General features: G+C 38.3%; 21 protein-coding genes and 1 riboswitch. Of the genes, 6 read left to right on the top strand and 15 right to left on the bottom strand.

The window, feature by feature from the left end; translation table 11 throughout:
- Window positions 1-23 precede the first annotated feature (23 nt).
- Complete coding sequence (locus AC2TDL_RS14205) at window positions 24-377, bottom strand: DUF2512 family protein (protein ID WP_484696745.1); 354 nt, start codon at window positions 375-377, stop codon at window positions 24-26.
- Between the two features lie 305 nt (window positions 378-682).
- Here AC2TDL_RS14205 and AC2TDL_RS14200 point away from each other — a divergent pair, with 305 nt between their 5' ends.
- From AC2TDL_RS14200 to AC2TDL_RS14185, 4 genes are all read left to right on the top strand, one after another.
- On the top strand, window positions 683-829 hold the full coding sequence (locus AC2TDL_RS14200; RefSeq protein WP_484696744.1) for a DUF1540 domain-containing protein: 147 nt from the start codon (window positions 683-685) through the stop codon (window positions 827-829).
- Window positions 830-1130: 301 nt separating this feature from the next.
- Window positions 1131-1730: a TetR/AcrR family transcriptional regulator gene (locus tag AC2TDL_RS14195; RefSeq protein ID WP_484696743.1), complete on the top strand. Its 600-nt coding sequence runs from the start codon at window positions 1131-1133 to the stop codon at window positions 1728-1730.
- Window positions 1731-1755: 25 nt separating this feature from the next.
- On the top strand, window positions 1756-2523 hold the full coding sequence (locus AC2TDL_RS14190) for an SDR family NAD(P)-dependent oxidoreductase (protein WP_484696742.1): 768 nt from the start codon (window positions 1756-1758) through the stop codon (window positions 2521-2523).
- 111 nt (window positions 2524-2634) lie between these two features.
- Window positions 2635-3897, top strand: coding sequence for an FAD-dependent oxidoreductase (locus AC2TDL_RS14185; protein WP_484696741.1), 1263 nt, complete (start codon window positions 2635-2637; stop codon window positions 3895-3897).
- Window positions 3898-4048: 151 nt separating this feature from the next.
- Here the strand turns inward: AC2TDL_RS14185 and AC2TDL_RS14180 are convergent, their stop codons facing one another.
- The gene (locus tag AC2TDL_RS14180) at window positions 4049-5026 is read right to left on the bottom strand and encodes an aldo/keto reductase (protein ID WP_484696740.1); all 978 of its coding nucleotides are present in this window, start codon (window positions 5024-5026) and stop codon (window positions 4049-4051) included.
- Between the two features lie 296 nt (window positions 5027-5322).
- Between AC2TDL_RS14180 and AC2TDL_RS14175 the strand changes: the two genes are divergently transcribed.
- A complete protein-coding gene (locus tag AC2TDL_RS14175; protein WP_484696739.1) occupies window positions 5323-6282 on the top strand; it encodes an IS30 family transposase in 960 nt (319 codons plus the stop codon).
- Window positions 6283-6329: 47 nt separating this feature from the next.
- Here AC2TDL_RS14175 and AC2TDL_RS14170 read toward each other — a convergent pair whose 3' ends face one another.
- From AC2TDL_RS14170 to AC2TDL_RS14115, 12 genes are all read right to left on the bottom strand, one after another.
- The gene (locus AC2TDL_RS14170; protein WP_484696738.1) at window positions 6330-6542 is read right to left on the bottom strand and encodes a DUF378 domain-containing protein; all 213 of its coding nucleotides are present in this window, start codon (window positions 6540-6542) and stop codon (window positions 6330-6332) included.
- Window positions 6543-6668: 126 nt separating this feature from the next.
- Window positions 6669-7805, bottom strand: coding sequence for an Mbeg1-like protein (locus tag AC2TDL_RS14165; RefSeq protein ID WP_484696737.1), 1137 nt, complete (start codon window positions 7803-7805; stop codon window positions 6669-6671).
- Between the two features lie 55 nt (window positions 7806-7860).
- Window positions 7861-8397: a nitroreductase family protein gene (locus AC2TDL_RS14160; RefSeq protein WP_484696736.1), complete on the bottom strand. Its 537-nt coding sequence runs from the start codon at window positions 8395-8397 to the stop codon at window positions 7861-7863.
- A 203-nt stretch (window positions 8398-8600) separates the two neighbouring features.
- On the bottom strand, window positions 8601-9629 hold the full coding sequence (gene cheB / locus AC2TDL_RS14155) for a chemotaxis-specific protein-glutamate methyltransferase CheB (protein ID WP_484696735.1): 1029 nt from the start codon (window positions 9627-9629) through the stop codon (window positions 8601-8603).
- Window positions 9630-9651: 22 nt separating this feature from the next.
- Window positions 9652-10464 carry a CheR family methyltransferase gene (locus AC2TDL_RS14150; protein ID WP_484696734.1) on the bottom strand — a complete coding sequence of 271 codons (813 nt, stop codon included), beginning with the start codon at window positions 10462-10464 and terminating at the stop codon, window positions 9652-9654.
- A gap of 50 nt (window positions 10465-10514) precedes the next feature.
- Window positions 10515-12230 carry a methyl-accepting chemotaxis protein gene (locus tag AC2TDL_RS14145; protein WP_484696733.1) on the bottom strand — a complete coding sequence of 572 codons (1716 nt, stop codon included), beginning with the start codon at window positions 12228-12230 and terminating at the stop codon, window positions 10515-10517.
- A 20-nt stretch (window positions 12231-12250) separates the two neighbouring features.
- Complete coding sequence (locus AC2TDL_RS14140) at window positions 12251-12736, bottom strand: chemotaxis protein CheW (protein ID WP_484696732.1); 486 nt, start codon at window positions 12734-12736, stop codon at window positions 12251-12253.
- A 13-nt stretch (window positions 12737-12749) separates the two neighbouring features.
- Window positions 12750-14822 (bottom strand): chemotaxis protein CheW, encoded by a 2073-nt coding sequence (locus AC2TDL_RS14135; RefSeq protein WP_484696731.1) that lies wholly within the window; start codon window positions 14820-14822, stop codon window positions 12750-12752.
- Window positions 14823-15214: 392 nt separating this feature from the next.
- The gene (locus AC2TDL_RS14130; RefSeq protein WP_484696730.1) at window positions 15215-16027 is read right to left on the bottom strand and encodes a CheR family methyltransferase; all 813 of its coding nucleotides are present in this window, start codon (window positions 16025-16027) and stop codon (window positions 15215-15217) included.
- A 55-nt stretch (window positions 16028-16082) separates the two neighbouring features.
- Window positions 16083-17792, bottom strand: coding sequence for a methyl-accepting chemotaxis protein (locus AC2TDL_RS14125; RefSeq protein ID WP_484696729.1), 1710 nt, complete (start codon window positions 17790-17792; stop codon window positions 16083-16085).
- A gap of 21 nt (window positions 17793-17813) precedes the next feature.
- The gene (locus AC2TDL_RS14120; protein ID WP_484696728.1) at window positions 17814-18305 is read right to left on the bottom strand and encodes a chemotaxis protein CheW; all 492 of its coding nucleotides are present in this window, start codon (window positions 18303-18305) and stop codon (window positions 17814-17816) included.
- A 15-nt stretch (window positions 18306-18320) separates the two neighbouring features.
- On the bottom strand, window positions 18321-20387 hold the full coding sequence (locus AC2TDL_RS14115; RefSeq protein ID WP_484696727.1) for a chemotaxis protein CheW: 2067 nt from the start codon (window positions 20385-20387) through the stop codon (window positions 18321-18323).
- A gap of 122 nt (window positions 20388-20509) precedes the next feature.
- A riboswitch (cyclic di-GMP riboswitch) is annotated at window positions 20510-20596 on the bottom strand.
- Window positions 20597-20851: 255 nt separating this feature from the next.
- Here AC2TDL_RS14115 and AC2TDL_RS14110 point away from each other — a divergent pair.
- Window positions 20852-21466: a PH domain-containing protein gene (locus AC2TDL_RS14110; protein WP_484696726.1), complete on the top strand. Its 615-nt coding sequence runs from the start codon at window positions 20852-20854 to the stop codon at window positions 21464-21466.
- 225 nt (window positions 21467-21691) lie between these two features.
- Here the strand turns inward: AC2TDL_RS14110 and AC2TDL_RS14105 are convergent, their stop codons facing one another.
- Window positions 21692-21958, bottom strand: a complete 267-nt coding sequence (locus AC2TDL_RS14105) for a DUF7667 family protein (RefSeq protein ID WP_484696725.1) — start codon at window positions 21956-21958, stop codon at window positions 21692-21694.
- Window positions 21959-22035: the final 77 nt, after the last annotated feature.

Raw genomic sequence — 22035 nt, 5'->3', positions numbered from 1 at the left:
AAACGGGGGTCAGTTCCTCCCCCCTAGGCATGCTTTTTTACTAAATTCTTTTTAATTAAATAGTAGTGAATAAAATAATCGACGACACCAATTAAGATGCTTGTAAATAATGCTCCCCAGACGGTAACATATGCACCATCAAACATATTGGCAACGCCATAGAGAAACACCCAATTGATAATGACATCAGAAAAGGTGCTAATCCATAACGTGCCACGGCGCAAAATGACGTACTCGACCAATACTCCAACAACTGCGGCTAATAAACCAACTAGTATCGGTTCATAGTAGTGTTCAAAGCTGACATTAGGCAATAGCCAAGCAGCAAGCACCATTCCTAATGGAAATGTTATTAACTTAAATAGTAAGCTGGTCATCGCTCAATCTCCTTCCATAACAACCGTTAGTTACCTTTAGTTGTGTGGAGATCGAGCTTATTTTATGCCTAATAATAATGATTTTTAAAAATATAACCTTATAAAATAATTGAATTTTCTGAAAAAACAATCTTTGAATCTCTTCTGTACTTGCACAATTTATGGATCAAGGTGTATCATATAAATAAGCACAAATAGCCTTACTTTTACCAAAGTAAGGACAAGCGCTCTATTCAAGCTGCAACTTGAATAAAGTTATATGCTATTTGTTTGCCCACCAACTTCATATTAAGGAGGTGTTTAACATGGCAAAAGATGTACTTTGCGAAGTTAACACATGCCGTTACTGGGACAACGGCAATAAATGTGGTGCGGAAAGAATTTACATTGTATCTAAGAAAGAGGCAAAAACTTCCGCAGAAACAGACTGCAAAACTTTTGAATCTAAATAATGTTCCAAGGATGAAGGAATACCCCGTGTATTCCTTTTTCTTTTATTATTGTAGCAATAACGATAATTATTATCAAGCATTATTTGCACTATATCGTTGGAAATTTTTTATTATCTTTTTTCCCTCTCCTCTTCACTTGCTCTCTTCATTTTTTCAGCATTTATCCCCTCCCTTATTATTTATTTCTTTTTCTTGCATTTCTATTGTTGACATTTCATGGTATATACTGCTATATTGATTACGGAAACTGAAAATAAATTTTGAGTTTCCTTGTTTCAAAATTAATAAGGAGTGAACGTAATTGATAGAGCCTGGCTTTGAGGCAACCGATTTAAAGTCCAAAATTAAACAAATGTATTTTCAATTAGGAACCGTACAAGGATTTAGCAAAGTGTTGCTTGATCAAGTCGCTTCCGAGCTGTCAATCAGCAAAAAGACGCTGTATAAATATTTTACAGGCAAAGAAGAAATCATTTCTGCATGTATTGATGATGTATTCGAGCAGATCGATAAAGAAATTATGCCAGTTATGACATCTTCTACTTTATCTATCCTAGAGAAGCTTAAAATGCTGCCAGCAATTGTAGCGAAGCATCTGCAGTTTTTTACTTCTGAGCAAGTTATTGATCTTCAACGCTCTTTCCCAGAGCTGTGGCAAAAAGTGATGGAACTTCGCTCACAGAAAATTGCTCGCTATGAGGAACTATTTCGTACAGCACAAACACAGGGGATAATTATCGACATTTCTCCGAAGATTCTAGTGGAGCATTATCTTATAACGATCGAATTTTTTACGAAGGAAAGCTTTATAGCTAAACATGGACTTTCATATTCCGAGTCATTGCAGTTAATTAACAGCATTTTGCTTGACGGCATATTGCGCAAGGATTCAGGCCAATAACAACGATATAAGGTGGGAGCTATTAATGAATCGAAAAAATATTCTAATTGTCGGCGCATCAAGCGGTTTAGGCAAAGCTTTAGCATTAAAGCTTGCTAAGCAGGGAGCAAATATTATACTCTCCTCTCGCTCAAAAGAAGCATTGACCAAGTTAAAAATGGAGATCGATAAAATAGGCGGGAGCTGTCATGTTCTTCCATGTAATATTAACTCTGAGCAAGAGGTGAAAAACCTTGTTGATCAAATAATAAAGCAATACTCCTGCATTGATGCTGCTTACTTATGTTCTGCTGTACAATATATCGATTCCGTTGATCAACTTGATATGAACGAAGTAGAATCAATGTTTCAGACCAATGTAATTGGGATCATTCGCTGCACGCGCCAATTGCTGCCGCATATGTTGCAGCGAAGCAGCGGACATCTTGTCTTTATTTCTTCCATTATGGGCGAAGCAGCGTTTCCGCAAATGGTATCGTACGGCGCAACGAAAGCAGCCATTTCTAGTTTTGCTCGTGGTTTGCAGCGAGAGGTAAGTGGTAAAGGTGTACATGTAACTTTAGCCTCACCTGGTCATATGACAACTGGGCTTAGTGCTCATCTAGAGCAAATTCCGCATTGGTATGGAAAATCCGGTTCACTTGCTGTTGATGATGTTGCTGAAGAAATCATTCATGCAGTGGATAATAAACGTAATCGCGTTGTTATCGGAAAGCAAAACAAACGACTTAGTACCCTTATTCGCCTCTTCCCCCCATTAGCGGATAACATCATTCGAAAAATAACTACGTAATCGAATCGATATTTTCCAAGCCGTATGCAAGCAATAAAAAATTAGCCAGAAAGATAAATTAACGGTTAATCTACGTTTGCCGCAAATCGTAAAAGGAGGGGAATTAACAGGATGGAGAAAAGCAATATGGCAGTAAATGATAGTAGTCAACAAACGAATCCGATGTTAGAAGCAGATATTGTCATTGTAGGAGGCGCAGTAGCTGGAGCAGCTCTTGCTTGTGCCTTAGCAAAATATAACTATAAAGTTATAGTCATTGATCGTCGCAAAGAAGTGGGAAGCATGAATCGTGGCGACGGATTACAGCCGCGAACCTTAGAAATATTGCAGCAGTGGGGTGTTTTGCAGCACTTGCAAAAGCTACCGCATATAAAATCCTACGGAATAGAGCTCCGCCACAGCATATTTAAGCGGCTGCTTAATATTGATCTTAAGCCGTTAAACAGCAATAAGTTTAATTATATTTTGAATATCCCGCATCGTTATATTGAACAAGGCTTGCTGGATTGGGCTATGCAATTTGATCATATTCAACTGCTGCGCGGCTGTTCAGTAGAGCAGTTACTTTATAATGAACAAGGCAATGTACGCGGCGTTGTTATTAAACAAGGGGATAAAAACGTCATTTGTCATGCGAAAGTAGTTGTTGCTGCGGATGGCGGTCAATCTTTTGTGCGAAAGCAGCTTAATATTGAAGCTCAGCGCAACGTCTATAACCATGAGCTTGTCGTGCTTCATATGCCTCGCCCCGCTTCATTTTATAAAAATGATCTTAAAACCGTCGTGCAATTGCACCGTGATGGGGCTGTAGTGTTTATTCCTTTGCCGAATGAGCAAATGCGGATTACTGTTGTCGTTCCTGCAGGTAAAGCAGCAAAATGGAGAAAATATAGCGATAGTGAGCTTATGGAGCAGCTAAGGAAACGTGTACCTCAGCTTAATACAAGCAACTTTTATCGTGAGGGCGAACATATTTATAAAATGGTTCGAATGCATACAAGTACGTACCATGCCAAGCAAGCAGTATTAATTGGCGATGCTGCTCATCAAACTCATGCAGCATCTGGTCAAGGAATGAATATGGCAATTCAAGATGCTGATGTATTAAGCACTCTGCTTGTAAAAAGTCTTCAGAATGAACTTACTATCGATGATGCGCTCACACGATTTGAGCAAATTCGCAAGCCAATTAATGAAAATATTATTGCTCGCTCAAGCTTTATGTCCTCTGTTGTGTTTACTCAGAACAAGCTGCTGCATAGTGGAAAAATGATTGGAATGTTTCTTATGAGATTTGTCCCGCGCCTTCGCTACAAAATCAGTTCTAGCATTGCTCGAGGAATTGCAGGACTAGATCAAGAGCAGTTAATGTAGCAACGAAATTAACAGCTATGGAAAAGCCCTTTGCACAAACAAAAACAAATAAAGTGCAGTCTACACCTTATCTCCTGTTCAGCCAAAGGGCTTTTTGTTTACCGCTTTACTTCACAAATGACAAAAAGTTTATATAAATGATGACTTAAAATTACCAAGCATAAGCTTTTGGTGCAGCTCCGCCTGGACCTGGGAATATTTCATCTAGACGCTGCAACGTTGCTTCATCTAATTTCAATTCAACTGCCTTTAAGCTTTTCTCAAATTGCTCAAATGTGCGACAGCCGATAATTGGGCTTGTTACTGCAGGCTGATGCAGAAGCCATGCAAGAGCTAAATTATCTTCTGTTGTACCAAGCTCAGCAGCTAGCGCAGCAAATGCCTCAAGCTGCGGACGAAGCTTCTCGATGCGCGCTTTGTCCCATTGACTTCTTACGCCAATGTTTTTTAACACATTACCGCCAAGCAGTCCAGAATCTAGCGGACTCCACGGAATAATGCCGACTCCTAAGCCTTGCGCTGCAGGAAGAACCTCAAGCTCTGGCAAGCGACAAAGCAAATTATATTTATGCTGCTCTGAAACTAGTCCAAGATGACCTCTTGCCTTTGCTTCTCCTTGGGCAACAGCAATATCCCAACCTGCAAAATTGCTGGAACCAACGTAGCCAATCTTTCCTTGTTGCTGTGCGATTTCGAAGCCACTCCATAGCTCTTCCCAAGAAACGGAGCGATCAACATGATGCATTTGATACAGTTCGATATGGTCAGTTTGTAAACGACGCAAGGAGCCCTCTAAATGACGACGCAGCTTATAGGCAGATAAGCCCGCTTCACGATTAGGACCATCAAGCTCATCGCTCATATCTCCATAAAATTTTGTGGCAAGCACTGTTTTCTCACGTCGTCCACCGCCTAGTTTAAACCATTTCCCAATAATCTCTTCTGTACGGCCAGAGTTTTCTCCCCAACCGTAAACATTTGCGGTATCAAAAAAGTTAATTCCAGCATCTAAAGCAGCATCCATAATTTTAAACGCTTCCTGCTCAGATGTATCAACTCCAAAATTCATAGTGCCAAGGCATAGTCTGCTAACATAAAGACCAGAGCGACCTAACTTCGTATATTGCATCTTGTTATACTCCTCTCAACTGAAATGGATTGGTTATATCATCCATCATACTATTGCGGCATGTTCCGAGTAAATGTCATGAACATGGGAGTCTATGTCATTTTGTTCAATCGAACTAATTTTTTATGAACAAAAACAACCGACTGGCAATTAGCCCAGTCGGTTGCAATAGCTGCTGTTATCAATATTTTTCTTTATGATAGATTGTAATATGAAGTGCGACACCTAAAAAAATAACCCATGACGAATTCGTGTAGAATGAAGTTACCACACACCATCTACAAGGAGAAGTCGTCATGAGCTATAAACATCTTACCATAAACGAGCGTGCAAAAATAGAAACATTACTTAATTTAGGATGGAGTGCTAGAGCGATAGCTCAGCATATCAAACGTCATCATTCTACAGTATCTCGTGAGCTTAATCGCATGACGAGTCTTCCCTCTGCTTATGAGGCTAGCGATGCACAGGCAGATTACCAGCACAAACGCATGCAAAGTAAACCAAAAGGAAAGTGGACAAAAGAAAGAGCACACTACCTTACTCAAACACTGGCTGCAACATGGTCTCCAGAACAAATTGAAGCTCGAATGAAACAAGACTATCCTGAGCAAGCTGTATCTTTCAAAACCATCTATCGCTGGATTTATCATGGTAAGCTTGTCCAAGGCAACACTACCTTCTTGCGGCATAAGGGAAAGCGTAGAAAGCCGCGTGAAAACAGAGGTCGCTTTAATCTTGGGCTATCTATCAGGCAACGTCCAAAAGAAGTTAAACAACGTGAAACCTTTGGTCATTGGGAGCTTGATACGGTCGTTTCTAGCCGTGGTAAAAGTAAAGGTTGTTTGGCTACGTTTGTCGAGCGAAAAACACGCTATTACTACGCTGTGAAAATGCCTGATCGTTCAGCGGCATCCATGGAGCAAGCTGTTGCTACGGCTCTAGAAGAGCTTGCTTTACCTATGTTTACAGCTACCGTTGACCGTGGAAAGGAATTCGCTTGCCATCAAGCATTGTTAGAAGAGCATGGCTTAACGGTCTATTTTGCTGATCCCTACTCATCTTGGCAAAGAGGCAGTAACGAAAATGCGAATGGACTTCTACGAGAATTCTTTCCTAAGAAGTATGACCTAACCACAGTTGATCAAGCTGAACTTGAATGTGCCTTGGATTTAATCAATCATAGACCACGGAAATGTTTGAATTGGAAAACTTCTCACGAAGCGATTATGGAAGAGCTGTCGCACTTAGCTTGACAATCTATCTTATCATTTAATTATTGAAATTTGTGATACAATTTGGATCAGCTTGCTCTTTCTTCTTCTCTTAGTTTGCCAAAAAACTTTAATGAATAAAGCGCTGAAATTCCAACTAAAGTGTAGACGATTCGCGAAACGACAGAATCTTGTCCACCAAATATTGACGCAACTAAGTCTACCTGAAACAAACCTATTAATAACCAGTTTAACCCGCCGATAATTAGCAAAGTTAAAGCAATTGCATCTAATGTTCTCATTTATTACAGCTCCTTATTTGTAAAATTATTACTATACTATTTCCTATTTTTTAATTTTCATACCATCAAATATAAAAAGCCCCGATCTAATGCTGCATACCGCATCAAATCGGGGCTAACCGTTCGTTATTCTAAATAATAGATGTCTTCTCCCTGCTTTTGCTTTTTTCGAGTCGTAATAAACACCTTTCTCGCTTCCTTTAATAATAGCTGAAACGTCTTAATTAATATCGTCTTATACTCCTGAGATTGATTTAAGGCGCGAATCATATCATTAATCGTTTGCCATTTTGCGCGACTTAAATCGCTAAATGTGCGAATATCGCCTGCCTCGAACACATGGAACAGCGCAGTAATAAATTGCTCACGCTGAGCTTTAGTCATTTGCCCTAACCAAGATTTTATCGTTACATCGAGCAGCTCACTTTTCTTCTCTAAGCTTTTGCCCTTAACAAATCCGTTGCCCATTACTTCCCAAGAAAATGCCTCATGCTGCATTAAAATCGACATATGGCTCTGCACAACGATATATTCTTCCTCATGCTCCAGCAGCATGCCAACAATAGATGATTGCGGTACAATCGTCATTACTAGCTCTCGAATTTGCTGATAGGCATCGCTTTTTAAGATGTTTTCATTAAACCCAGGGCCGTCATTGTTATACACTGAAATAATTCGTTGCTTCACTTCAGGCTTGCACATCGTTGCAGCATAAACCGCAAGATTACCTCCTTTTGAATGCCCGCCTAATCTTAGGCGCATATCTTCGCCCTCAGTTGTATCCTCTAAGTACTGCACAGCCTCATATTGGGCGGCAACTGGAGTATGAATGCTCATATTAAAGTTTTCTTTCCAACCGACGATCGTATTGTCCGTGCCTCGATAGGCAATATATCGCGTACCATCCTCCAGCTCAATATGCATTGCTGCAAATTGCTTCGTCCGATCAAGATCGATAATGGATTCAAACCTGCTAAGTTTTGCTTTAGCAAAACGCGGGCATCTAGCTAGCTTGCGCAGCAGCGGTACAGTTATACGAATCACATAACTAAACTGCTCAATCTGCTCATCATCGTATCTAGCAAAATACTGCTCTGCCGCCTCTGCCAACGTCACATTTGCATTACTCCAGCGCGAAGGAACGATATAATCAAAATTAATATAAACAAGCTGACTTAAAATTAAGTTATCAACTTCATTGAAAGGGTCTTGTGTTAAAGTTAGATCGCCACGCCAATCTAAGTAATCTAAAATATTCCCCATCTTCCTCCCCCTCTCTTCTTTAAGTCAAATATATCATTCTTATAATTCACATTACTTATTGTCCTTTGGAATTAAAACGTTCTCTATGCAGAACTTCATCTAATGGATAAAGCTGCTTAGGTGCTGGTTCCGCAGCAGCATAACCCACACCAATAATAGCAACTACGCGCAGCTGCTCTGGAATAGCTAATTGCTCTCGCACGTAACTTTCACGTTGGTTAGACTCCTCTGCATCTTCCGAATGATATACAGCTCCCCATGCTGCGCCTAGACCGAGGGAGGTTGCTGTAAGCCATAAATAGGATGCTGCAATCGTTGCATCCTGCAGCCAATATTTGCTAAGTTCGGCATTACCAACGATAACAAACGCTGCGCTTGCTTGCTCCAGCCATTTCATATACGGAGTTGTTGCACTAAGTAATTGTAATACAGCACGATCTGTTACAACGATAAATTCTCTTGATGGCAAATTGTTGCCGCTTGGCGACAAGTACATCGCTAAGATTAACTTTTCAAGCAGCTCATTTGATATTGCTTGATCAGTAAAGGAAGTAATCTCTCTTCGTTTTTCGATGGCTGTCAGTACATCCATATTTCAACCTCCATAGCATAAACTTTTTCCCAGTTTTAGTTCTTGTTTTCATTATAATATAAAGCGATCGTAACATTCACCGCTTCCCAATAATTTAAGACGTAAGATAATAAAAAAGGTACGTTTCCTGCTGGACGCAGAAACCGTACCTTTCCAATCTATATAACTATTGTCAGATGAACTTTTCGAAATGTCAGGGCTTATCATACTTTTAACCAGCTCATTAACAAGTCTGGTATTTTGGCGAGCGGGCTTTGTTTTTCCACTGCTCCTACGTCAAACGCTACCTTGGGCATACCATAGACAACTGAGGACTGCTCGTCCTGTCCGATCGTTCGAGCACCTTTACGCCTCATAGAAAGTAATCCTTTTGCTCCATCATAGCCCATTCCTGTTAAAATAATACCGATAGCTTGCTTGCCAACTGACTCAGCAACAGACTCGTATAATACATCAACAGATGGGCAATGACCGTTCACTTTGTTGCCAGATTTGCATTCAACCTGTAAATGCTCACCCATCCTTATCACCTTTAGATGCTTATCCCCTGGTGCAATCAGTACAGTTCCGGGCTCGACTTGATCCCCTGTCTCTGCTTCCTTTACTTTAAACGGTAACATCTGATTTAAGCGCTCCGCAAACATTTTAGAAAAATAAGGCGGGATATGCTGAACAATAACGATGCCTGGCACATCATTAGGCAATCCCTGCAACAATGTAGCAATTGCTTCTGTCCCCCCTGTGGAGGCTCCGATAGCAATTAGCTTCGTCTTCGTATTAAGCTGAGCATTTTCATGGACATGGCTTGTTTGATGTGCTGGGCTCATATGATGAACGATTTTTGCTTTTGCAGCAACTTTGATTTTAGCGATCAAATCTTCGATAAAAAGTTCGATGCTGCTTAGTTGTGTATCTGGCTTTTTAATAAAATCGATTGCCCCTGCATTTAAAGCATCAAATACAAGTGTACTAACTGAACTAATAATGATCACAGGGATAGAATATTGCGGCAACAACCTGCGTAAAAATTCAATCCCATTCATTTTCGGCATATGCACATCACAAATCATAATGTGCGGATGATAAACTAAAAGTTTATCTCTTGCCTCAAAAGGATCAGCAGCAGTTGCTACAACCTCTATGTTAGGATCCGTAGTTATTCCTCTTGCAATGACGTTACGAAAGACTAGGGAGTCATCAACTACTAATACTTTTATTTTACCGTTTACCATGATACCCTCCAGAGTTTAATTATTATTTCTGATAAACAGCTGGCATGACGTATCGAAATTTGGAATTTTCTCGATTAATCGTTTCCGCATGACCGATAAAGAGATAACCACCAGGCTCAAGACTTTCATAAAACTTGTCTATTAGTTCCGCTTTCGTCTCAGCATCAAAATAGATCATAACATTTCTGCAAAAGATGACATGGAACTTTCGCTTGAATGGAAACTGACTCATTAAGTTAAACCGTCGAAATATAATTTCGTTTTTAATCTTATTATTTACTTGATAACTAGCTTCATCATATTTATCAAAATAATTAAGCAGCCACATTCGTGGCAACGGCGCCACCATTTCATTACTATATCGTCCGAGTACTGCTTTATTAAGAACATGCTCTGAAATATCGGTAGCTAGCAGCTTAGTATCCCATAAGGAACGTGCGGAACCAAGATAATCATCAATTAACATTGCCAAAGTATAAGCTTCTTCACCTGTTGAACATCCTGCACTCCATATACGCAAATCTCTATGGTGTAATTTCGGCATAAGTTGCGGAAGCACAGTATTACTAAAAAAACTAAAATGCTCCGCTTCACGCATAAAAAAAGTGTGGTTCGTTGTCAATTTATTAGCAAAAACACTTGCCGCTGCCCCGCTTTTATCTGAGGCAATATAATCTAAATATTCGGTAAAGCTAGTTAACTTTAACGCCTGTAATACTCCGCTTAACCTACCGCTGACGAGCAGCTTTTTTTCTTCTCGTAAATGAATCCCTAACGTCTGTTTGGCATAGTTTGTTAAGCGACTAAACTCTTCATCCGTAATTTTGATCATCATTTCACTCCTAGTTTAAAAATAGAGAGAGCTTTGCTCTCTCTAGTCAAACCCTAGTATTTGCCGAATTCATTATCACTTAATACAATTTTTGAAGTTTCTGCCTTACCGCTAGCTTCGTGTTCTGGATGCTCTTTTTCTTTTTTTTGCGACATTTTTTCGAAAAGTTGAATTAGCTCCGGGCTAAGGCCGTCCATTCCTTGCTGAGTAGAATAGCTTAAATTGCGCAACTTAAAGCGGCTTACTTGCTCATTTAATAATGAAGCTTGACTAGACAACTGTTCGCTTGCCGCTGCAGCTTCTTCAGAGGTTGCTGAGTTAGCTTGTACAACCTGAGAAACCTGCATTATTCCTTGATTAATCTGATTAATACCTACCGCTTGCTCGTTGGATGAAGCAGCAATATCTTCGATTAACTCGGCAACTTTTGCGACATCATTGACGATATTTTGCAATGCGTGTGCAGTATCATTAGCAATTTTTGTACCAAATTCCGCTTTTTTAATTGAACCTTCAATCATTTCAGTTGTTTCTTTTGCAGCATCTGCAGAACGCGCAGCCAAGTTACGAACTTCTTCTGCAACGACAGCAAAGCCTTTGCCGTGTTGTCCTGCACGCGCTGCTTCCACTGCTGCGTTTAGTGCTAAAATATTTGTTTGGAAAGCAATCTCATCAATTACTTTAATAATCTTCGAAATGTTTTGCGATGCCATATTAATTTCATCCATCGCATTTAACATATCTTTCATTTGATTGCTGCCATGAATAGCGTTATCCTTCGCTGCTTCCGCAAGCTTGTTCGCTTCATTAGAAGTATTAGCATTTTGTTTTGTTTGTGTTGCAATTTCTTCAATAGAAGTCGTTAATTCCTCTACTGAACTTGCTTGCTCGGTTGCTCCTTGCGATAAAGAAATGCTGGAAATCGATATTTGCTTGGAACCAGATGCAACCTGTTCAGCCGCAGTTTGAATGTTGCGCATTGTATCGTTGAGATTATTCGTCATTATTCTAAATGCATGGGCTAGCTGTCCAACCTCGTCTTTAGAATAAATATCTATATCTACATCTAAATCTCCATCTGCGATTCTATTTGCTGAATCTACAATCTTTTTCACTGGATTGCTTATCATTCGAGAAATAATAAATCCAAAACTAATTGATAGCAGCATCACAAGTGCTACAACAATAATCATCGTTGTACTAGTAGTGCCTGTTTGAGCGATTAACGTTGTAGACATTTTGCTTCCGTTTTCTTTTCGTAAATCAAACAGCTCATTCATTAACACCTCTGCTTCATCAGCAAGCGGTGTTCCTTCCGCTGCTAATTTAGCTTGTGCCTCTTCCTGCTGACCAGCAAGAGCTTGGTTAATTAAGCTGTCACGAATTTCTTCAAAGCTATTAACCTTTGCTTGAAATTGCTCAAAAACCTGTTTAACTTCTTCTACTTGAATGGAGTCTCTAAATTTAACAAGATTTTCATTAATTCTTACATCTAGTTCTGCAATCTCATTTTGATACTTAATCATAGTCTCTCTGTTATCTGAAACCAGAATACGAAGTAAAATAACACGAGACTTATTAAAATCAATACCTGCAGAACCTAAATCTCCAAGTGCAATACCATAATTGACCCAAAGACCATCATATTCGTTCGCCACTTTTTTCATACTGGTTATACCATATAACCCCATAGCTCCAGCAACTAAAGCTAATACTACAAAAGCAGAAATTAATTTTGAGGAAATTCTTAAGTTAGTATACCATTTCATGTCTGTTGTCCCCTTGAACTTTAATTATGATGTAATAAATCTAGCTCGTCATCGTTCAGTAATTTCTCGCAATCTAATAGCAGCTTTACTTCATTACCTGCATTACCAATTCCCATTACATAGCGATTACTGCGTTTATTAAAATCTGGCGGCTCCGCCACTTCATTACTTGGAATCGTCACTACCTCTGTTACACTATCAACGATTAGACCAATTGCCAAATCTTTGATCTCAATAACAACGATACATGTTCTATCCCAATATTCTTTAAATGGCTTTTTAAAGCGAAGCCTTACATCCATTACAGGAATAATTTTGCCGCGTAAATTTACAATACCGCGAACAAAATCAGGCATCTCTGGCACTGTTGTTATTTTTTGAATGCCGATAATTTCCGTTACATAGCGAATTTCAATACCGTAGCATTCATCGTCAACAACGAAAGTTAAATACTTATCCTTTTGCGAATCTTCTTCCAGCAACTGTTCCTTTTGCAATTCTGTCATTGCTCATTCCTCCTTATATTCTCTTTAACAGTCCTTGTATATCTAAAATTAAGCTAATATCTCCATCACCTAACAAGGTACAGCCTGAGATTCCCTCAATCTTGTTAAATTTGCGAATATAAGTTGGCAAAGCTTTTACAACGATTTGTTGCTGACCTAATAACTGTTCTACAAAAATACATACTCTATGCGTATCGTGCTCCACCATAATAAGAATGCCCTCATGGATTTGCTCGACTTCCGTATCAATGTTAAACAGCGTATGAAGACGAACGATCGGATAACATTGACCACGAACCATAATTAGCTCATTACCATTCGGATCAGTAAGAATATCTTTGTCGCTAGGCTTAAATGACTCTTTAATTGCATTTGTCGGTATCGTATATTTCATCTCACCAACTGATGCTGTCATTCCATCTATAATTGCCAGTGTTAATGGTATTTTGAATGTAATTGCCGAGCCTTTACCATATACACTATCAACAGTTACGGTACCGCCAACTGCCGTAATATTTTGTGCGACAACATCCATCCCGACGCCTCTTCCGCTGAATTCGGTAATCTTTTCCTTTGTTGAAAAACCTGGAACAAAGATAAGATTATAAATATCTTTATCTGACAGTGCGGCTGCGGCGGCCTCATCATAAATGATTTGCTTTGTAATTGCCTGTTGTAAAATGCGATCTTTATTTAAGCCGCGCCCATCATCTCGAACAATAATTAATACTTCCCCGCCAACATGATGGGCTTCAATCGTCAATGTTCCAACTTTCGGCTTATTGTTTGCAGCTCTTTCCGCTGGATCTTCAATGCCATGGTCAATCGCATTCCTTACCAAATGCATCAGCGGATCAGAAATGTGCTCGATAATATTTTTATCAACCTCGGTTTCTTCCCCAATTAACTGTAATTGAATATTTTTTCCGAGTTTTTTGCTCATATCTCTAACGACACGATGCATTTTCTGAAAAGTCGTAGCCAGCGGAACCATACGAATTTCCATCACTTTATCTTGATTTTCTTTTGTTATTTTATGAAGATGATTCGCCGCTTTATGGAATTGCTCTAACTCTAAGCCAAGTACATCACTGTTTTGCGTAACCATCGCTTCGGCGATGACTAATTCGCCAACTAAATCCATCAGTTCATCCAACTTATTGACGTTGACATTAATTGAACTTCCTTGATATGTACCCGCTGCATTTTTGATTTTTTTACTTTCTGCTTGTTCCTTAGCTGGTTTATCTCCAGTCGCCTTAAACAGCTCTAGTTTATCTTGTTTATCTAACTGCTGTGACTCGTCTTCATCTACTAGCTGCAGTTCAAACTCCTTTAAGAAACTAGTTTGGGTATGAAGATGATAGTGAATAGCTTCGTAGGTAAGATTAGTCTTCAGAAGGATTTGAAATCCTTGCGTTTTAATTAGCTCAATCGCATCAGAGTTCTCTACCAAATTCTCTGGGACATACTGAACTTCGTCAGCAATATCTTTTAGGGAATGAACGATTTGAAAAGCGCGAACATTTTCCATATCGCATTCTTCGGTAAAAAAGATCGTCGCGCGATATACATTGCAATCTGCAGCACTAGAACTTACATTTTCAGTTAAATTATTGAACTCATTAGCAAGTTGAATGTCTTGCGTTTCATTTAGCATGCCTTCATCATTTATCCACTCATTTTCAAGAGTCGTTAACAAAAAGTTGACTGCCTCAATAATTGCAGAAGCATCTCCATCGACTGGATCGCCATTCTTTATTTTTTCTAGTTCTATCTTTGTGAAATCGACTCCATCAAGCATTAAGTCAGAAAGCTGAGTCCAATCAAGTAGTTGAATTTTTGATGAGCGTAAAAAAGAAAAGAGATCTTCCAACACATGTGCCAAGGTTGCAATGTTGTTGTAGTGCATCATAGATGAGGAACCTTTTATCGTGTGCATTATTCGGAAGATCTCATTAATCATTTCATTTGAAAAAGAATTGCTGCTTTCACAAATTAGAATAATATCTTCTAGCTGTTCAACTAATTGAGAGGTTTCAGTAACGTACGCTTCTAGGATAGGATCGTCTTGCTGTATGGACATTCTTTACCTCCTCATGATGTAATTCAGTATCACTCTAATTTGTCCACAAAAGAAAAAATGCCCGTAACATATAGGGCATTTCTATAAACAAATCATTGTTTAATTAGCAGATTGGCAATCATAGTTAGAATTAACTTTACTCCATAGTTGCGTCACTTCAATAGCTTTTACCCATGTTGTGGTTATTAGATTAGGACTCATGATCAAATTATAGTAATATTATACCATTTTAACAAGAGTGATTCTTAAAAAACATTAATTTTTGTGAAATTAATACAATCAATTGTGAAGGCTAATACTGTTATATTTCAGTATATCATTTTTCTCGTTGTTTCATAGTAAAATCGCAGGATTTAGGCTAGACTTTTCCATAATCATTTGCTGTACACCATTTACTTTTGATAAACAGCAGGCATAACAAAACGAAACATAGAGTTACTACGGTCAATCGTTTCTGAGTGACCAATAAACAAATATCCGCCAGGCTCAAGGCTTTCATAAAACTTGTCTACTAGTTTCGCTCTTGTCTCTGCATCAAAATAAATCATAACATTTCGGCAAAAGATAACATGGAACTTTCCCTTAAATGGAAATGGGTTCATCAAATTAAACCTTCGAAAAATAATCTCTTTTTTTATTCTTCGATTAACTTCATATTGCTCATCATTGCATTTAGTGAAATAATTATTCAGCCATTTTTGTGGCAAAGGTGTAACCATTTCATTGCTATATCGTCCGAGAATTGCTTTATTAAGAACATTCTCTGAAATATCAGTAGCAAGCAGCTTTGCATCCCATTCTATTTTTGCAGCACCAAGGTATTCATCAATCAGCATCGCCAATGTGTAAGCCTCTTCCCCAGTTGAGCAACCCGCACACCAAACTCTTAAATCTTTTTGTTGCAGTTTCGGAATAATTTTCGGTAGCACTGTATTGCTAAAAAAGCTGAAATGCTCCGCCTCCCGCATAAAAAAGGTATGATTGGTCGTCAATTTATTTGCAAACACAGTTGCAGCTGCTCCGCTTTTATCTGTGCTAATATATTCTAAATATTGGGTGAAATTCGTTATATTTAACGCTTGCAATACTCCGCTTAATCTGCCGCTGACCAGCAGCTTTTTTTCTTCACGTAAATGGATTCCTAAATTTTGCTTAGCATAGTTTGCTAAACGCCTAAACTCATCATCTGTAATATCAATCAGCATATCATCCCACTCCTATTTAAAAACAGAGAGAGCAAATGCTCTCTCTAATCAAAGATTAATATTTACCAAATTCATTATCACTTAGTACAATTTTTGATGCAGTTGCATTGTTAGATTCATATTCTGGTTGTTCTTTTTCTTTTTTCTGCGACATTTTTTCGAAAAGCTGCATTAGCTCCGGGCTAAGACTTTCCATTCCTTGTTTGACAGCACTGCTTGTATTCCGCAGCTTGAAGCGAGTTACTTGTTCATTTAGCAGTTCAGCTTGGCTGGACAGCTCCTCGCTTGCCGCTGCTGCCTCCTCAGAAGTTGCCGAGTTAGCTTGTACAACTTGAGATACTTGCATAATTCCTTGATTAATTTGGTTAATACCGATTGCTTGCTCATTTGAAGCTGTTGCAATGTTCTCGATTAGATCGGCTACTTTAGCAACGTCATTGACAATGTTTTGCAAAGCTTGAGCTGTATCGTTAGCAATTTTCGTACCAAAATCAGCCTTTTTAATTGAACCTTCAATCATTTCAGTCGTTTCTTTAGCAGCATTAGCAGAACGAGCCGCTAGGTTGCGAACTTCTTCTGCAACGACAGCAAAGCCTTTGCCATGCTGTCCTGCACGAGCAGCTTCTACCGCAGCATTAAGTGCTAAAATATTTGTTTGGAAAGCAATTTCATCAATTACTTTAATAATTTTTGAAATGTTTTGTGAGGCAACATTGATGTCATCCATCGCATTTAACATATCTTTCATACGATTGCTGCCAAGAATCGCATTTTCTTTTGCAGCTTCAGCAAGCCTGTTCGCTTCATTAGAAATATTAGCATTTTGCTTCGTTTGTGATGCAATTTCTTCAATGGATGATGTTAATTCCTCTACTGAGCTTGCTTGCTCAGTTGCACCTTGAGATAATGAAATGCTAGACATAGAAATTTGCTTTGAACCCGCAGCAACCTGCTCAGCAGCCGTTTGAATATATTGCATCGTATCATTAAGGTTGTCTGACATTGTTCTAAACGCTTGAGCAAGTTTGCCGATTTCGTCTTTCGTATGAATATCAATGTTGACATCTAAGTCTCCATCTGCAATCTTGTCGGCAGCAGTAACTAGCTTTTTCACTGGATTACTAATCAATCTCGAAATATAAATTCCTAGTACAACCGCCAAAAGCACTGTAATGACTACAATAACAATCATTGTACTAATCGTTGATTTTACTTGATTTGTCAAATCACTTGCTACGTTGCTGCCGTGTGTTTTCCGTAAATCGAACATCCCATCAATGTTACTTTGCAGCTCATCTGCAATCACAGTGGCAAGTTTCAATTCATTCTCTGCCTCTTCATGCTGACTATTCAGCTTAAGTTGGATCATTTTGTCACGGGCTTCTCTAAACTCTTCAATAGATTTATCTAAGGCTGCAAAAGCAGTAATCGCTTCCTCACTTTTCAATGAATTTTCAAAGGAAATGAGCCCTGCATCAGCCTTTCTATCTAATGCTTCAATTTCTTCGTTTAGCTCTTTTATTCTATCCATATCGACGGACATTATCATGCGCAACAATTGAACTCGCTGATTGTTAATATTAATCCCGATTGAACCTAGATCTCCAAAGGATATTCCATAATCAACCCACAAATCATTGTATTTACTATTAATCTTTTGCATACTGGTAAGACCAATTGTTCCCATTGCCCCTGCAATTAAAGCTATTACAATAAATGCAGAAATTAACTTTGAGGAAATTTTTAAATTTGTGAACCATTTCATGTCTGTCATCCCCTTGAACATTTAATTGTTTTGCAGTAATTCTAGCTCGTCATCGTTCAGTAATTTCTCGCAATCTAACAATAGCTTTACTTCATTGCCAGCATTGCCAATTCCCATTACATAGCGATTACTTCGTTTATTAAGCTCAGGTGGTTCTGCCACTTCACTGCTTGGTATAGTAATTACCTCTGAAACACTATCAACAATTAAACCAATTGCCAGATCATTAATATCAATTACAATAATACAGGTTCTTTCCTGATACTCTTTAAATGCTTTCTTAAAGCGCAATCTAACATCCATCACAGGAATAATTTTTCCGCGTAAATTAATGACTCCGCGAACAAAATCAGGCATTTCTGGCACTGTCGTTATTTTCTGAATACCGATAATTTCTGTTACATAACGAATTTCGATGCCATAACATTCATTATCAACAAAAAAAGTTAAGTACTTATCTCTTTGAGAATCTTCTTCTAGCATTTCATTTTCTTTTTGCAGTGCATCGGTCATGCTTATCTATCCTCCTTATAATCGTTTAATTATTCCTTGAATATCTAAAATTAAACTAATGTCACCATCACCAAGTAAGGTACATCCAGAGATTCCCTCAACATTGTTAAACTTCTTAATATACGGCGGCAAAGCTTTAACTACTACCTGCTGTTGTCCCAAAAGCTGATCTACAAAAAGACATACTCGATGTCTTTCATGCTCTGTCATAATGAGAATACCATCATGGATTTGCTGAACCTCGGTATAACCATTAAATAACGTATGAAGTCGAACAATTGGATAACATTCACCGCGAATCATGACCATTTCATTGCCATTTGGATCAGTAATAATATCTTTACTTGCGGGTTTAAAAGACTCCTTAATTGCTGTTGTTGGGATTGTATATTTCATTTCGCCAACAGAAACTGTCATGCCATCAATAATCGCTAGTGTCAATGGAATCTTTATCATAATCGTTGTCCCTTGACCGTAGCTGCTATCTACCGACACCATTCCGCCAACTGCGGTTATATTTTGTGCGACGACATCCATCCCTACGCCTCTGCCGCTAAATTCTGTAATTTTCTCCTTCGTGGAAAAGCCGGGAAGGAAAATCAGATTATAAATATCTTTATCTGACGTAATTGATTCATAATCATATGCTACCTTGTTTTCTATTGCTTTTTGCAAAATTTGATCCCTATTTAAACCGCGTCCATCATCCTTAACTAGGATTAACACGTCACCGCCAACATGCTGCGCTTCAATCGTCAATGTTCCAACTGCTGGCTTATTGCTTGCAACTCTTTCTTCTGGAGCTTCAATCCCGTGGTCAATCGCATTTCTTACTAGATGCATTAGCGGATCGGAAATATGCTCAATAATATTTTTATCAACCTCGGTTTCTTCTCCAATCAGTTTTAATTGAACGTTTTTCCCGAGTTTTTTGCTCATATCTCTTACAACACGATGCATCTTTTGAAAGGTTGTAGCCAGCGGAACCATGCGAATTTCCATCACTTTGTCTTGGATTTCTTTCGTAATTTTATGTAGATGGTTGGCTGCTTTATGGAACTGCTCCAGCTCTAAGCCAAGCAAATCACTGTTTTGCGTCACCATTGCTTCAGCGATAACTAGCTCGCCAACCAAATCCATAAGCTCGTCTAATTTATGTACATTCACATTAATCGAGCTGCCTTGATAAGCTCCTCCTGCGTGTTTACTTTTTTTTCCTTCCGTCTCGTTCCCCGTTGCTTGATTAACTGGAGTCTGCAAAGAACTAGCTTGCTTATTTTGCTCAGCAGCAGCTTGCTCTTCCTTAGTTAATAGCTGTAAATCGAGACTTTTCAAAAAACTAGTTTGCATTAGGCAATGATGAAGCTCATCATAAGAACAGTGCGTTCTCAGCTTAATATGAAAACCGTGATTTTTAATAAGCTCAATCGAAGCAGTATCCTCCAAGTTTGCAGGGCTATGATCAAGCTCATGAACGACATCCTTTAAAGTATGTATTATCTGATAAGCACGAACACTTTCAATATCACAATCTTCTGTAAAGAAGATGGTCACCTTATATTCCATACTGTCGGTAGCTTGTACACTCTCAGCATGCTCATTGTTTAGTAGAGACGTGCTGTCATTTAAATGTATGTATTCAGCCTCTTCTTGAGCAATATGGGAGCTACCTTGCTGCGCTTCTAGTGTAGTCAGCAAACCTTTCACTGCTTCAATTAGTACAGAGGCATCCCCGTCAACTGAATCCCCATTTTTAATTTTTTCTAGTTCGATCTTAATAAAGTCGACTCCCTCTAACAGCAAATCAGACAGTTTAGACCAATCTAACGTTTGATTCGGATGTTGCCGCAAAAAAGAAAAGAGATCTTCCATCGCATGTGCTAAGGTTGCAATGTCGTGGTAGTGCATCATAGATGAAGAACCTTTAATAGTATGCATTATGCGGAAGATCTCATTTATCATTTCATTAGTAAAAAAGCTATTACTTTCACAAACAAGAATAATATCTTCTAATTGTTCAACTAACTGAGAGGTTTCAGTAACGTACGCTTCCAAAATTGGATCATCTTGCTGTGTAGACATTCTTTACCTCCTCATGATGTAATGACATGCTGTAATGCAATTTATTTCATTGAAGCAACTATAATAAAAAAAGCCCAATAACCTTAAATTATTGGGCACTTAAATCAACATCACTACATATTTTTTGCAGTCTGGCAATCATAGCTCATATGAACCTTAGATCCATGACTTTGCGTCACTACCTTTCAGTAGTTTTGCCCGTATTATTTTAAGACTTATTGACTACATTATAGTTATGAAATCCCAATTAGACAAGAGATTTTTTGGTAATTTGGCAATAACTAAAGGTATTTTCACTTTATGTATTAATTTTCTAAGTTTTTAAATTTAAGATAAGGTTGTTTTTTATATTACTTATAGAGAAAATAACTTCAAAATTAGGCTATTGTAAGACTAGTTATAGCTCTGTTACAATTAAGTAAATGGAAATTTTGTTTATTTTTGTTATCGAGAGGATGAGGCTGATGTTTAAAAAAATCGCAGCAGAGGCTCTTGGCTTAAGTGATATTGGCAAAGTAATTCCCCCAAGTGACTTCGATAAAGTAGATACCGATGATTACGTTATGCATGAAGATGGAGAAAAGATTTATTTCATTATTAAGTCAAAAAAGGATGAGTATTGCTTTACAAATCTCGCACTTATTCATTTAGATGGGGAAAGCGCGATTAGTAGCAAACGCATGTTAAAACGATATAACTATGCAAGTCACGAAATTTCCAATGTATATCTAGAAACTGCAGGAACTGTAGATTTGGATGTTGAAATTAAGTTTCAAATTGGCGGGGTTAGCTTTTCCATTGATGTAGATAGAAAGCAAATTGAGCAGGTGAAAGATTTATATAAAGCTCTTCATAAAATATCTGAAATCACTGCAAGCAATGAAAAGCTATATGACTATGCAATCACAAGTGTACATATCGCAAAGGAAAGCATCGGTCGCGGTACAACAAATACTGCAGATGCTGCAGAGCAATTTAATGCGATCAATGAAGCTGTATTTAATTGGTTAACGACCAAGCATAAGGAATATAAAATTAAAGATTTTGGCTACGTATTTGAAAAATATATTAATCAGTAATCTATGCAATCTTTCATCCATTTTTTGCTTAGTAAAAAACTGAGCGGACCTTGCGAATGATTATCGTGCAAGGTCCGATTTTATTTTAACTTCTAAGTCTCTCGTCCTTCAGAAAAATTTTAATGAACAATATGTGAAGTAAATGATTGCAAGGACTGAATCTCTATCTTTGCTGTATTCAGTCCTTATTAAGCTTAACCCTATTCATTATATTGCTGTAGCTCGTTAAATTTCCATCGTTTCCTCAAGCGATTCGATTTTTGCACTAATTTCCAATAGCCATTCATGATCCCCTAATTCATAGGCAATAAATGACAGTTGCTTCAACTCATCTAGCTGTCTAACGAGCTCATAGTTCTGCTTTAGCAGCGGCATAATTTGCTTCCACTCCCCTGCACCAATAATCGTCTGACCATTGATCCCTGTACACATTTCATAAATATGCGCTAACTTCCGATGTACAGGATGAATTCCGATAATATTTTGCTTCATATGTACCCTCGCTTTCTAGCACTACTATTCCTGCTCAATACTTTCTGCAATCAATCATCCGACAAACTTATGTAATT

The sequence above is a fragment of the Paenibacillus sp. plas6 genome (assembly GCF_057221655.1).
The sequence above is the reverse complement of the archived record's forward strand: the minus strand, read 5'-3'. Positions and strand labels throughout refer to the sequence as shown.

Excerpts from the sequence above, each read along its gene's own strand:
- AC2TDL_RS14205 (WP_484696745.1), bottom strand. The coding sequence starts at position 377 with ATGACCAGCTTACTATTTAAGTTAATAACATTTCCATTAGGAATGGTG.
- AC2TDL_RS14200 (WP_484696744.1), top strand. The coding sequence starts at position 683 with ATGGCAAAAGATGTACTTTGCGAAGTTAACACATGCCGTTACTGGGAC.
- AC2TDL_RS14190 (WP_484696742.1), top strand. The coding sequence starts at position 1,756 with ATGAATCGAAAAAATATTCTAATTGTCGGCGCATCAAGCGGTTTAGGC.
- AC2TDL_RS14185 (WP_484696741.1), top strand. The coding sequence starts at position 2,635 with ATGGAGAAAAGCAATATGGCAGTAAATGATAGTAGTCAACAAACGAAT.
- AC2TDL_RS14180 (WP_484696740.1), bottom strand. The coding sequence starts at position 5,026 with ATGCAATATACGAAGTTAGGTCGCTCTGGTCTTTATGTTAGCAGACTA.
- AC2TDL_RS14175 (WP_484696739.1), top strand. The coding sequence starts at position 5,323 with ATGAGCTATAAACATCTTACCATAAACGAGCGTGCAAAAATAGAAACA.
- AC2TDL_RS14170 (WP_484696738.1), bottom strand. The coding sequence starts at position 6,542 with ATGAGAACATTAGATGCAATTGCTTTAACTTTGCTAATTATCGGCGGG.
- AC2TDL_RS14165 (WP_484696737.1), bottom strand. The coding sequence starts at position 7,805 with ATGGGGAATATTTTAGATTACTTAGATTGGCGTGGCGATCTAACTTTA.
- AC2TDL_RS14160 (WP_484696736.1), bottom strand. The coding sequence starts at position 8,397 with ATGGATGTACTGACAGCCATCGAAAAACGAAGAGAGATTACTTCCTTT.
- cheB (WP_484696735.1), bottom strand. The coding sequence starts at position 9,629 with ATGGTAAACGGTAAAATAAAAGTATTAGTAGTTGATGACTCCCTAGTC.
- AC2TDL_RS14150 (WP_484696734.1), bottom strand. The coding sequence starts at position 10,464 with ATGATGATCAAAATTACGGATGAAGAGTTTAGTCGCTTAACAAACTAT.
- AC2TDL_RS14145 (WP_484696733.1), bottom strand. The coding sequence starts at position 12,230 with ATGAAATGGTATACTAACTTAAGAATTTCCTCAAAATTAATTTCTGCT.
- AC2TDL_RS14140 (WP_484696732.1), bottom strand. The coding sequence starts at position 12,736 with ATGACAGAATTGCAAAAGGAACAGTTGCTGGAAGAAGATTCGCAAAAG.
- AC2TDL_RS14135 (WP_484696731.1), bottom strand. The coding sequence starts at position 14,822 with ATGTCCATACAGCAAGACGATCCTATCCTAGAAGCGTACGTTACTGAA.
- AC2TDL_RS14130 (WP_484696730.1), bottom strand. The coding sequence starts at position 16,027 with ATGCTGATTGATATTACAGATGATGAGTTTAGGCGTTTAGCAAACTAT.
- AC2TDL_RS14125 (WP_484696729.1), bottom strand. The coding sequence starts at position 17,792 with ATGAAATGGTTCACAAATTTAAAAATTTCCTCAAAGTTAATTTCTGCA.
- AC2TDL_RS14120 (WP_484696728.1), bottom strand. The coding sequence starts at position 18,305 with ATGACCGATGCACTGCAAAAAGAAAATGAAATGCTAGAAGAAGATTCT.
- AC2TDL_RS14115 (WP_484696727.1), bottom strand. The coding sequence starts at position 20,387 with ATGTCTACACAGCAAGATGATCCAATTTTGGAAGCGTACGTTACTGAA.
- AC2TDL_RS14110 (WP_484696726.1), top strand. The coding sequence starts at position 20,852 with ATGTTTAAAAAAATCGCAGCAGAGGCTCTTGGCTTAAGTGATATTGGC.
- AC2TDL_RS14105 (WP_484696725.1), bottom strand. The coding sequence starts at position 21,958 with ATGAAGCAAAATATTATCGGAATTCATCCTGTACATCGGAAGTTAGCG.